General features: G+C 45.6%; 10 protein-coding genes. 7 read left to right on the forward strand and 3 right to left on the reverse strand.

Features of this window, described 5'->3' with window-relative positions; translation table 11 throughout:
- Window positions 1-12: 12 nt before the first annotated feature.
- Complete coding sequence (locus A3860_RS11625; protein WP_216823421.1) at window positions 13-1,209, reverse strand: alkaline phosphatase family protein; 1,197 nt, start codon at window positions 1,207-1,209, stop codon at window positions 13-15.
- Window positions 1,210-1,304: 95 nt separating this feature from the next.
- Here A3860_RS11625 and A3860_RS11630 point away from each other — a divergent pair, with 95 nt between their 5' ends.
- The 3 genes from A3860_RS11630 to A3860_RS11640 all read left to right on the forward strand — a co-directional run bounded on the left by A3860_RS11630 (window position 1,305) and on the right by A3860_RS11640 (window position 4,706).
- Window positions 1,305-1,781: a nuclear transport factor 2 family protein gene (locus A3860_RS11630; RefSeq protein ID WP_081146873.1), complete on the forward strand. Its 477-nt coding sequence runs from the start codon at window positions 1,305-1,307 to the stop codon at window positions 1,779-1,781.
- Between the two features lie 70 nt (window positions 1,782-1,851).
- Window positions 1,852-2,169 carry a hypothetical protein gene (locus A3860_RS11635; protein ID WP_081146874.1) on the forward strand — a complete coding sequence of 106 codons (318 nt, stop codon included), beginning with the start codon at window positions 1,852-1,854 and terminating at the stop codon, window positions 2,167-2,169.
- Window positions 2,170-2,183: 14 nt separating this feature from the next.
- Window positions 2,184-4,706: an Hsp70 family protein gene (locus A3860_RS11640; RefSeq protein ID WP_081146875.1), complete on the forward strand. Its 2,523-nt coding sequence runs from the start codon at window positions 2,184-2,186 to the stop codon at window positions 4,704-4,706.
- 1 nt (window position 4,707) lies between these two features.
- On the opposite strand, the gene A3860_RS11645 is transcribed toward A3860_RS11640, so the two are convergent.
- Window positions 4,708-5,829, reverse strand: a complete 1,122-nt coding sequence (locus A3860_RS11645) for a hypothetical protein (RefSeq protein WP_081146876.1) — start codon at window positions 5,827-5,829, stop codon at window positions 4,708-4,710.
- Window positions 5,830-5,939: 110 nt separating this feature from the next.
- On the opposite strand from A3860_RS11645, the gene A3860_RS11650 reads away from it, so the two are divergent.
- From A3860_RS11650 to A3860_RS11665, 4 genes are all read left to right on the forward strand, one after another.
- Window positions 5,940-7,844, forward strand: coding sequence for a S9 family peptidase (locus tag A3860_RS11650; protein ID WP_081146877.1), 1,905 nt, complete (start codon window positions 5,940-5,942; stop codon window positions 7,842-7,844).
- A 130-nt stretch (window positions 7,845-7,974) separates the two neighbouring features.
- A complete protein-coding gene (locus A3860_RS11655; protein WP_081146878.1) occupies window positions 7,975-9,282 on the forward strand; it encodes a glycoside hydrolase family 28 protein in 1,308 nt (435 codons plus the stop codon).
- Window positions 9,283-9,293: 11 nt separating this feature from the next.
- Window positions 9,294-9,854 (forward strand): Crp/Fnr family transcriptional regulator, encoded by a 561-nt coding sequence (locus A3860_RS11660; RefSeq protein WP_081146879.1) that lies wholly within the window; start codon window positions 9,294-9,296, stop codon window positions 9,852-9,854.
- 69 nt (window positions 9,855-9,923) lie between these two features.
- Window positions 9,924-10,292 carry a DoxX family protein gene (locus tag A3860_RS11665; RefSeq protein WP_081146880.1) on the forward strand — a complete coding sequence of 123 codons (369 nt, stop codon included), beginning with the start codon at window positions 9,924-9,926 and terminating at the stop codon, window positions 10,290-10,292.
- Here the strand turns inward: A3860_RS11665 and A3860_RS11670 are convergent.
- Window positions 10,289-12,706 carry an ABC transporter permease gene (locus A3860_RS11670; protein WP_081146881.1) on the reverse strand — a complete coding sequence of 806 codons (2,418 nt, stop codon included), beginning with the start codon at window positions 12,704-12,706 and terminating at the stop codon, window positions 10,289-10,291. The genes A3860_RS11665 and A3860_RS11670 overlap by 4 nt on opposite strands.
- Between the last annotated feature and the right edge of the window lie 102 nt (window positions 12,707-12,808).

Raw genomic sequence — 12,808 nt, forward strand, 5'->3', positions numbered from 1 at the left:
TTCCACCGAAATTCAATACAACCACTTTGCCAGGTCCATATTGTGTTTGAAATAATCGGGCTTTGGCGCCTGCTTCGCATTGTAAACAAATAAGGGAATGGTTGCCTCATGTAACGAGCCATGCGTTCTGTAACTGGCCGGCAGGTCTTCCCGCTCTGCGTCGAGGTTTCCAAAAACAGTATTTTTATCGCCCAGCACAACCAGGTCGCCAATGCGGCCTGGCATTGTATGAAAACGTTCTGCCGCTTCTGCCCGGGTCAGCACTTCTTCTACCCCTGCCAATTGTTTACCTATACGCCGCACCTTTTCTTCATCGCCAGGTTGGTTTAAATAAACATAGGACGTTCCGCCAAAGCCCCGGTGATGCTTCAGGTATTTATCTCTTTCGGCAGAAATAGCAATTTTAATGGGAGCACCTCTTTTCTCCAATGCTTTTTCCAGGTCCCAGCATTGGGTTTTATGGTTCATGCCATGATCGGCAGTGAGCAGGATGGCCGCATCGGGAGCTGCCTCCTGCAGCTGTTGAAATAAGGAATCAAGTGTTTGTAAATGTGTTTTTGACCGTTCGTCTTCAGGCGGCCAGCTATGCATGGGATAATCGGTAGTGTGCATGTACACGCATTGAAACCGGCTTTCATGTTTTAGCAACCAGATACCGGCTTTCAGTAACCAGTAATTGATCTCAGGACTGTAAATATCGGGGGCGGGGCCTAACCGGTCGATCCATTCCCGGGAAGGACTTTCTGCAGTTAATTTCAGATCGGCGCCATTGGAGAGTAACGTAATTGTTTTTTTCTTGCTCGATAGCAAAGCGGAAGAAACTCCCTGTTTGGCCGCCCTGTTAAAAATGGTAGGCGCTAATACCAGCTCTGTTGTTTCCATATATTCTTCCTGCCCTGTTTGCAGATTGAGGAAGGAATTTCCCGTAATACCATGTTGTGCCGGCCAGGCGCCACAACAAATACCTGTATTGTTGGTATTTGTTACAGAAGGGAATACCGATTGCACTGTTTTATACAAACCTTTTTGTTTCCAGCTTTGCAGGGTAGGCATGGCGCTGCTGGAAATATAATCTAACCCAAGGCCATCAACCATAAGAATGATTACTCTTTGTTGCGTGTACGCAGCAGAAAAACCCTGTAAGGCGGGCATAAAAGCCAGGGAAGCTTTACTTATATTTTTGAGGAAATGCCTGCGGTTATGTTTCATTACCTTTATTATGTTTCAAAAATATTGACTGCCACCCTGTTTCGCCTGAAAACATTATTATTATTTAATTAACTGTACCGTTAAAATGAGATGATATGAAAAAAGTAATAAGTATCCTCCTCACCGGGATCGCCCTTTCCTGTACCAGCACCAGGAAGCCCGCCTGGCAGCTTGTGGTGCCTACCTATAAACCCGAATCAAAAGAACTGTACGCCACCATTATACATTTGGATAGCGTTTGGCAGGATGCTTATAACAATTGCAAACTGGATGTACAGGGTCTGCTGACCGCTGACAGTCTCGAATTTTATCACGACCGCAACGGGTTAATGACCTCCAAAACAGCACTCCTGGAAGCGATAAAGAACAATATCTGCGGAAAAGTGTACCGCGAATTATTAGAAGGCAGCATAGAAGTGTATCCAATAAACAACTACGGCGCTGTTGAAATGGGGTATCACCGCTTTCATACCCGGAACGACTCAACCATGTCGAACTATGCCCGGTTTATTCATATCTGGCATTTGGAAAACGGACAATGGAAAATGACAAGAATAATCAGTTTGCACTGATCCTGAAATGGCAGCAGAAAAGTTTTGAGTTTTGGCACCAGCCTTCTATATTGTAAACAAATACCCTATCATGCCCCAGCACCTCTGGATAAAAATGGCCAATCTTGTCTTCGAGCTCGAAAAAAAGCTTTCCACTTCACAGCCCTCTACGGGCATTGTTCGAAATATAGACCGCATGAAGACCGTGCTGGAAGAGGCCGGGCTCCTGTTGCTCAATCCCCTGGGCGAACCGTATAATGAGGCGCGTACCGACCTGGAAGCAAGTATTACCGGGGAAGCAACCGGCAAACTCCATGTGCTGGACGTTATTAAACCCATCGTATACACCCAACAGGAAGGAAGCCGTTCCTTATTGCAAAAGGGCGTGGTGATCGTAGGTAATAAATAAAATAATTGCTATATATGTCGTCGACTATCAATTTTGCCATCGATCTGGGCACTACCAACTCCCTGATCGCAAAGGCGAATAACGGAAGTGTGGATATTTTCAAGAACCCCTCAGGAATGAAGGTGACCCTGCCGAGCGTGGTAGCCTTCCGCAAAGACCGCATTCTCATTGGTGACAAAGCACGGGAATATGTTGAAAAGGACCCCGCCAATGTATTTGCTGCTTTTAAAAGAAAGATGGGTACGGGAGAAAGCTTTTTTATTCCCAACAACGGTTCCTTTAAAACGCCCATCGAATTAAGCACGATCGTTCTGCAGGAATTGAAAAACTTCATTTTTACCGGCGAAACCCCGGCCAGCGTGGTCATTACCATCCCTGCGAGTTTTGATACCGTACAAAGCAACGCCACAAAAGAGGCGGGCTATGCCGCGGGGTTTCGCGAGGTACTGTTGTTACAGGAACCCATAGCCGCCAGCCTCGCGTTCGCCAACAAGGAAGGCAAAGCCGGCATGGAAGGGCAATGGCTGGTATATGACCTGGGTGGCGGTACCTTTGATGTAGCCCTGGTCGTTATTGACGACGACGAAATGAAGGTCATTGACCATGAAGGTGATAATTTCTTTGGCGGCGTTGATTTCGACAACGGCATCATCACGCAATTGTTCATCCCTTACCTCGAAGGCCGGTTCAACATCAGTGACCTTTCTTCCAAAATGCTCAGCGCAAATGGCAGGTATAACAAGTTGTACTATCAGCTCATCTATAAAGCCGAAGAAGCGAAGATCGGTTTAAGCAGTCATACCAGTGTAGATATTGAATTCGATTTTACCGATGAGGCCGGCGAAACCCATGAGGTATATTTTTCAATCACCCGCGACCAGTTCGAGGGCATCATCAGGGAGCGCATTGCCGCCTCTATTTCGTTCATCCGGAATTTGCTGAGCCGGAATAACCTGCAGCCTTCAGCTATTTCTGAAGTGGTGCTGGTAGGCGGCAGCACCTATATACCCCTGGTAAGAACCCTGCTGACACAGGAACTGGGCATTAAGGTAAATACCTCCATTGACCCCACTACGGCTGTTGTGGAAGGTGCAGCCTGGTATGCAGGCGGAAGGCCAGGCAAGGCAGAACCGGCGCCGGCAGCCCAACAATCGGCAAGCACCCCTTCAGGAAGCAATGTACCGAACGCTACGGCTATTGAAGTAAAAACCGCTTACCAGGCAAATAGCCGGGACCTGGAAGAATATTTAGCCGCCACCATCAAAAATGCGCCTGCCGGCAGCAACTACCGTATTACGCGTTCAGATGGCGGGTTCGACAGCGGTCTTAAACCCGCAGCAGAAAAGATCAGCGAAATGTTGTTGCTGCTGCCAAACAGCCTGAACATCTTCAGCCTGAAACTATTCGACAAACAAGGATTCCCGTTACAGGTATCCATTCCCGAGATCATGATCGTACAGGGGAAATTCTCTATTTACGGGCAGCCCCTGCCCCACGATATCTGTCTCGAAGTGGATGATACCGACAATAATACCACCCATCTTGAACTGATCTTCGAGCGGAATGCCATTCTTCCCATCAAGAAATCGATCACAAAAACCCTGAGCAGGACCATCGTTAAAGGAAGCGATGACCAGTTGCTCATAAACGTGCTCGAGGGTAGCCGCTATGCATCGCCGTCATCGAACCTGCCAATAGGCATTGTAAGTATCACCGGCAGGCAGCTCAAAACCGATCTGGTAAAAGGTTCCGACATAGACCTCACTTTCGAGATCAGCGAAAGCCGTGATATAACTGTGACTGCCTATATCAGCATGATCGACGAAGAATTCAAACAGGCCTTCAGTCCTTCTTCCCGCTCGGTGAACATTACCCGTCTTCAACAGGAGACCGACTACCTGCACCGGGTAGGCAAACGGCAACTCGAGAAGCTGTTGAAGCAGGAGAAGTATGAAGAAGGCGCGGCCTTGCAACAAGCCCTGAAAGAACTGGAAGTTATCCAGGAAAAACTGCGGAACCTGTCAACTGATGATGTAACAGATACCAAATACCAGCTCGACGATCAAAAGCGGCGGCTGGCGCAGGTAATTGATTCCACAGAAAAAGACGACCAGTTGCTGGAGCTGAAAGAGGAATACTATGACAAAAGGGAGTCCCTGAGGTACCTGATCGAAAAAACGGGCGACAAGAATATGCTGCAACGTTATGAGCACATGAAGGCCGAAGAAAACACCTGGATCAACAGCTGCAGCACGCAATACCTGCGGTTAAAGATCAGCGAAATGGACCGGCTTTCCTGGGACATCAGGAAAAAAGACATTTCCTATGTTACCAGCATATACATGTATTATTCCATGAAACCCGACGATGCCTATAGCAACCTCAGCGAAATAAGGTTACTGAAGAAGCGCGGCGATGAAGCGCTGACCAGAAGGAACCCCGATGAAATATTAAGCATTGTATACCGCATGTACGACCTGCTCATCGATAAAAACCAGGGCGATGAAACCATGAAAGGTACGGGGCTCAGCCGCTGATCTATTTATGTTTTGGATGACGTTTTATTTTATAAATGAACGTAGGTGTATCCGCGACAGCTTTTTTTATCGGAGTGGTGGAACCCGGTTCTACCTCAGTGGTACCCTCCTGGCTATGCATCAGCGAATCGAATAAATGCTGGTCGATCTTGTATATTGGTGAGTTTTGACTTTTATAGTAATAGCTGGAACTCGATGATGAGTCTGATCGGCAGGTAGCTATTCTGGCTATTGCTATAATGATGATCAAAACAATTTTCCAGGGCGCAGTTGATGATGAGGAGGAGGAACTATTGCTTACGCCCCTGCCCGGCTCAGGCATACCAAGGGATTCCATTTCCTGCAGTTTTTTGGAGAGCTGGTCTTTCACATTCGGCGAAACGGCCAGCAATATGGCATTTTCCATCCAGTTTCTGGCGTACGACCGGTTGCGGACATTCGCATTAAAAACATCAATGCAGGCATTCATCATGCAATAGGCATATTTATCCCTGATGGGGGCAAACCTGCCCTGCGGCAGCAGCTGTATCATTCTGATGTAATTGAACTCCATCAGGGCTTTAAGCTGTGCGGGGGTTACACTGCCGGCAGCTTTCCGCTTTTTATCCTGTGCAATAAAACGCTCGAGGGTGGCAATATTGTCCATAATAATACGGATGACCGTATTCCAGGCCTTTTCCGTATCGCCGGGAGTCATCAGCAGACTGTTGCTCATTAAAGAGGTCATTCCATCTTCATCTGGTTGCTGAAAACAACCCTTCGTGAAAGCAGCGAAGGAATGACAGAAATACGGACTTACCCATTGAATAAATTGTTCCTCTTTATACAGCGGATTGTTCCCGAATTTCTCTTTCTTTCCCATCCCTGAATGTTCCAGAAAACCCAGTAATACGGGGTCGTCCCCTATTGCACTGTGATAGGTAAGGGCGTCTTCCTTCAACAGATCATCAAAATATTTGATAATATCATTCTTTGTAAAAGGCTTTCCCTGCAAGTCGATGGTAGTTTCGCCACTGAGCTCCAGTTCTGCAAACAGTTTTTTTCTTCCTAACTGAATGGCTTTTTTATCGAGGGGGCCGGATATAGTTTCGCCAGTGAAGGTGCTTGGTGACAAATATTGCATCAGGGTCGATTATAGGTTGAGACGGCGAAAAATAAGGAATATTCCCTACAGATACAAATGGCGGCCTGTTTCGGCGGAAATCTGTAAATTATGGCATTAAAACGCTAATCATGAAACCAATCCTTTTAACTTTTTCTGTCCTCCTCTCCTGCATTTTTATCAGCTATTCGCAAACAGCCGTAAAGCAATATACCATTGAACAATTTTATAAAACGGTGGCTTTCGGCGGTGGTGATTTTAATAACCAGGAAAACAAGATCCTGGTCCACGACAACAGTACCGGCATCTTCAACGTGTACGAGATCGATTTGGCAACCAAAGAAAAAAAGTCATTGACCCAATCTGAAAAAGAATCCTATTACGAGATCGGTTATGTGCCGGGCACTAACGACTTCCTGTATTCGGCCGATAAAGGCGGCAACGAAAATTCGCATATCTACCTGCAAAAAGCAGCTGGTTCTGTAACCGACCTTACACCTGGCGAAAAGGAGAAAGCCGGATTTTTTGGCTGGAACCGCCCAAGAACTGCATTTTATTATACCAGCAATTTGCGCGACCCCAAATTTTTCGATGTATATAAGATGAATACCAGCGACTGGAAACCAACCCTGATCTATCAAAATGAAAAAGGTTTGGATGTTGCCAGTATTTCACCCGACGAGAACTGGCTGGTGCTAACAAAAACCATAACCACCGACAAGGGTGAAATGTATTTGCTGAATCGCAAAACCAATGAAATAAAAAAATTGTCTGCCGAGGTAGAAGCCACTTATTCCCCGCAAAGCTTTGAACTGGATAACAGCGCTTTTTATTACATCACAACCGAAGGCAGCGAATTTGCCTATGTGGTAAAGTATGATCTGGCCACAGGCAAACAACAAAAAATCTTCGCCGACAAATGGGATGTAATGTATATGTACACCAGTAATAATGGAAAGTACCGGGTAATTGGCGTTAATGAAGATGGCAGGAACAAAATATTGCTATTCGATCATAAGACCGGCAAACCCCTGTCGTTCCCAAAGCTCACCGAAGGGTACGTACAGGGCGTGAGCATTTCACCCACCGAAAAAAATATGGTCGTGTACGTTATGAGCGACCGATCGCCTGTGAACCTGTATTCATACAACTTCGCTTCACAAAAACTGGAGAAACTCACCAATTCTTTAAACCCCGAGATCGATGCAAACGACCTGGTGGATGCACAGGTGGTGCGTTTTAAATCTTTCGACGGGCTGCAGATCCCGGCGATCTTCTATAAACCCAAAAATGCTTCCGCCGGCAGTAAAGTACCAGCCCTGGTATGGGTGCATGGCGGCCCGGGCGGACAAAGCACGGCAGGTTATTCACAAAGCATTCAATATTTTGTGAACCATGGCTATGCTATACTGGCGGTAAACAACAGGGGCAGCAGTGGTTATGGCAAAAGCTATTACAAAATGGACAACAGAAATCATGGCGATAAGGACCTGAAAGATTGTGTATGGGGAAAGAAATGGCTGGCGCAACAATCCTTTATCGAGCCTACTAAAATTGGCATCTACGGCGGCAGTTATGGCGGCTTTATGTCGCTCTCGGGCATCATACAATATCCCAATGAATTTAAAGTGGGCGTTGACCTTTTTGGCGTTACCAACTGGTTGAGAACGTTGAAAAGCATTCCGGCTTATTGGGAAAGTTTTCGCCAGGCCCTGTACGAAGAACTGGGCGACCCCGCCACCGATTCGGTACGCCTGCGTTCCATTTCCCCGCTTTTCAATACCGACAAGATCAAAACCCCGCTGCTCGTACTGCAAGGCTCAAACGATCCCCGGGTATTGCAGGCCGAAAGTGATGAAATTGTTGCTGGCGCCAAAAAGAATGGCACTCCTGTAGAGTATGTGCTGTTCCCCGACGAAGGACATGGGTTCAGAAAAAAGGAAAACCAAATGAAGGCAGCGAGAGTAACCCTTGAGTTTCTCGACAAATACCTCAGCGGCCCCGGTTATGCAGCGGATGGAAAGAAAAGTTTCTAGCACGTAAGTATAAAAAAAGTTAGCGGGTGTATTCTATGTAGAATACGCCCTCTTTTTATTCGGGCAGGCATCCATTAACAAGCGATTATGAATTTATACTATATATTGTGCGTTTATTAATTGAATCCCAATGAAATTGCATCTTTGTTTTTTGATCACTGGTTGCCTGCTGGCTTTTCAACAGAGTAAAGCCCAATCTGAACTTACCACCCCACTACTCCCATCTATTCCAGATAAAACTTTCAGTATTAAAGATTATGGGGCTGTTGCCGATGACCATACTGATAACACGACGGCTTTTCAAAACGCCATAAATGCTGCCAATAATGCGGGCGGCGGAAAAGTGATCGTTCCGGCCGGCACTTATTTATGCGGCCCTTTACAATTATACAGCAACCTGAATTTGCAATTAGATGCAGAAGCAGTCATTCTGCTATTACCAATAGACAAATACCCCGGTGGCACCACCACCGGCACCGATTTTATCAGCGGCGCCAAACTGCACGATATTGCCATTACCGGTAAAGGCACCATTGACGGACAGGGGTCGGCCTGGTGGCCATTAGCCAAAGATAAAAATGCCAAACGGCCACGAATGATCGCGTTGAAAGAATGTAACAAAGTGTTGATCGAAAATGTTACCCTTAAAAATTCTCCCATGTTCCATATGGCCATTAGCGGTAAATCGGCTAATGTAACAGTTAGCGGCGTCACGGTTCGTGCACCAGCTTCCACTGACCCTGCAAACCCCAGCCATAATACCGATGCCTGTGATGTTTCAGGAAAAGATATCCTGATAAAAGATTGTGACATCAGCACCGGCGATGATGATTTTACCTGTGGCGGCGGCACTTCCAATGTGCATATAATGAATTGTACCTATGGCTATGGTCACGGGTTATCGATTGGCAGTTATACCAAAGGCGGCGTTTCAAACTTCCTGATCGAAAATTGTACGTTTAACAATACAGAGTGTGGCATTCGAATAAAATCAGATCGTGACCGCGGTGGCCTGGTACAAAACCTTACTTATCGCAACCTGAAAATGACCAACGTTGGCATTCCCATTTTGATATATGCAGCATACAATGCAAAAGAAAAGGAATTCAGGAACCTGCAAAAGATGACGCCTGAAATTGCTTCCACCTATCCCCCGGCCCCGGTTAGCGAACTTACACCCGTTTATAAGAATATCACCTTCGAGAATATTACGGCCACTACCCAGGATGGAAAGCGTGCCGGTTTAGTGTGGGGCCTGCCGGAAGCGCCCTTATCAAACATCAGTTTTAAAAATGTAAAAATTACAGCCGACAATACGTTCGCCGTATTCAATGGCCAGCAAATACAGTTCGATAATTGCCAGATCAATACCCGCGAAGGCAGGAATAAACTGGCTGTTACCAATTCGGGGGTATCCATTGACGGGAAGAATCAATAAAGAAACAGTACATGCAGTCCTTTTTTGAAACAGTGATTCACATTTCCCCGCTTTCGGCCGAAAGCCAGGAAAAACTTGCCGCTGTTATGCAATACCATGAATTTGAAAAAGGCCATATACTGGTAAAGCCCGGGGCTGTTTGCAACTACCTGTATTTTATTGAACAGGGTTTGTCGAGAACATTTTATTTCAAAGACGACAAAGACATCACAGACTGGATAAGTGCCGAAAATTCATTTGCTGTTTCAATTATAAGTTTTATCACCAGAAAACCCGACAGGCGGGGTATTGAGTTACTGGAGCCATCTGTGCTATATTCACTTCATTACAACGACCTGGAAAAATTATGCTACGAACATCACGATATTGAACGGTTAATGCGGCAATTGATCAGTATGGGCATGGTTCAATTACAACAAAAACTTGACGACCTGCATTTTGAAACCGCAGTAAACCGCTATCACACTTTACTTACAACAAACCCCAGCTTTCTTCAACGGGTACCGCTTGGGATGATCGCTTCGTATTTAGGCATAACCCAGGAAACTTTAAGCCGCATCAGGGCCAATTGAAGTTTTTGATAAATGTCAAAAATACTGGTGATCGCTGTTTATAGCTTTGTGTAAACAAAAAAAGAAGTTATGAACACGACACTTATCACCGTTCAATGCCTGTTAGCCCTCACCTTATTATATTCAGGTATTTGCAAATCAATTAAATCGGAACAATGGTTGGTCACCCATGGTCAAACAGGCGTTGCGGGACTGCCCCTATGGTTCACCAGATTCATCGGTATTTCTGAAATAGCCGGAGCTGCCGGCATCATTTTACCAACCTGGCTGAATATACTACCCGCGCTTACTTCTATTACCGCTATACTGTTTTGCGTGTTGATGCTCTTCGCCATGCGAATACATAACAGGTTAAAAGAACCCAAAAGTGTAATGATCAATATCACCCTGTTCATCCTGAGCGCCTTTGTAGCCTGGGGCAGGTGGCCGGCCATTTAATCATACCGCAATGAATTAACCGGTTTCACGCTTGCAGCTCTGAATGACAGGCACGTCACCGTAAAAATAGTGATCAGCAAGGTAATGGCGGTTGCACCCAAAAATTCGAGCACGCCAACTGAAGTGCGATATGCAAAATCCTGTAGCCAAACATGCATTCCCCACCATGCGAGCGGGGAGGCTATACAAACGGCCAGCAATACCAGCTTAAGGAAATGCGTATTCAGGATCTTCAAAATATCAAAGATGCCGGCCCCGATCACCCGCCTGATCCCTATTTCTTTTTTTCTTTTCAGCAACATAAAACTGCTTAACCCAACCAGGCCAAGACACACAATGAACAGCGCAAGCAAACTGAAATACATAACTATTTGACCATAGAGCATTTCCTGCTGGTACTGCCTGTTATAAAAATCATCGAGGAAGAAAAAATCAAATGAGGATTCAGGAAAATGCGATCTGAACTCGTTCCGTACCCTGTTTACCACCTGGTCAACAGAGGCTGTACCCAGTTTTATACTAACAAACTGATTATCGATCCATTTCCACGGATTGTACATCAGTAAAACGAGGGGCCGGTAATTTTCTTTCAAAGATTCAAGATGAAAATTGCTGGTAACACCAATTACCCTGAATCTTTTATCACCATGCCCTTCCAGGTGAATATTTCCATTCAGCGCTTCGCTGGCGCTATGAAATCCAAATAACCGCATGGCGGTTTCATTCAGTATCACAGTTTCAAGTGTGTCAGTAGGATACGATTTGCTGAAATTCCTGCCATCGATCAATTTCAACCCATAAGCCGGCAGGAAATTATAATCCACCCTGATCATCTGGCACAGTTTGTTGGTATTATCAGGGTCGCCCGCCCGCCGGTTGGCCATATCATAACCAGCCATTACACCCGGCACGGCACTGGATTGTGTTACATAAGTAACACCGCTTATGCCTGTAAGTGATTCTGCAAACTGAAGCATTCTGTCTTCATAGTGGTCCTCGCTTTTAGGCGGCGCCTTAAACACCAGGGTTTGCCCGGTGGAAATGCCAAGGTCCTGCGACTGCATAAACCGTATTTGCTTATGTACTGTAAGCGTTGATACAATAAGCACAATTGACGACGCATATTGAAACAGGATAAGCCCGTTACGAAGTCCATTGCCCAGTCCGCTGCGGAACGACATTTTATTTTTCAATACCTGGGCCGTATTCAGGCTCTTTAATATCATGGCGGGAATACCCCCGGTTATCAACGTACCTGCAATGAAGGTGCCTGCTGTTACCTGCCATATGAATGGTTCTTTTAGCCAGCCGCTGAAAAAGGCCGAAGGGGCGAACGAGATCACTGTTGCCATCAATGCAAAGAATAACAATAATGACAACAGGTTTACGACCAGGGCTTCAGCTATAAACTGCATAAAAATATGCCCGATGCCTGCGCCGGCCATTTTTCTTACGCCTATTTCCCCTGCCCGTTCCAGTGCTCTCGAAATAAAAATATTAATATAGTTAACCCATGAAATAACCAATACTACCAGGGCAATTACAAACAACATACGAACAGCTGAAGCACTGCCCTTGGTTTCCAGTTCGTATGGTTTTGCCGGATTCAAATGAATAGCAACAAGCGGAACAAGGTGTATACCCCATTTGTGTTCCTTCATGGCCGCTTCGGTCTTATACTTTTCTGCAAGAGCAGGAAATTTTCGTTCAATGGTCTTCGCCGCCTGCCCACCATCCACCTTCACATAAGTATATGCCTGGTGCATATACCAGGTTTGCTGTTCCCATTGCGAGGCGGTCATGTAAGACATTATAAGATTGAGCTGAAGCGTTGAATTGGCCGGAAAATCCTTAAATATTCCGGTAACAGCACAGTCGTAGTTCTTTTTGATCGTACTGATATGGAGAATTTTCCCGAGGGGGTTGCTATTACCGAAATATTTTCTGGCCGCAGATTCCGAGATCACAATACTGTTAGGTTCTTTCAATACTTCGCGGGCATTTCCCTGAATCAATGGATAAGAGAAAAAGGAAAAGAAATTACTGTCGGCAAAAACTACCCTGGGCTCACGGTACTTTACATTTTCGAAACGTACCACCCGCTCGCAATCATAATTATCTATCCGCACGGCTTCCTTTACTTCAGGTATTTCGTTTTTCATAGCAGCCGCATAGCCAAATGAGCTGGTTGGCCAGGAGTCGGTTACCTGCCCGTTCTTTTCAAAGTAAGATTCTACGCGGTAAATGTTGTCCTTATCTGCATGAAAATTGTCGAAGCCTTTTTCCACGCGGGTATAATTCATCAGCAACACATAGGCACAAAGTCCAATACCAATACCAACGATACTTATTATTGAATAAAAAGGATTCCTTTTAAGAGAACGGAACGCAAGCTGTAAATAATGATACGCCATAACCAGTTAGTTTGCCGGGGTAACAAAATATTGATTATTTTAATAAGAAATATGCCATTTCAATAAACAAATGGCGTTCAACATTTTAACACAACCGTCAAA

It is taken from the genome of Niastella vici (assembly GCF_002077945.1).
Classification (GTDB): domain Bacteria; phylum Bacteroidota; class Bacteroidia; order Chitinophagales; family Chitinophagaceae; genus Niastella; species Niastella vici.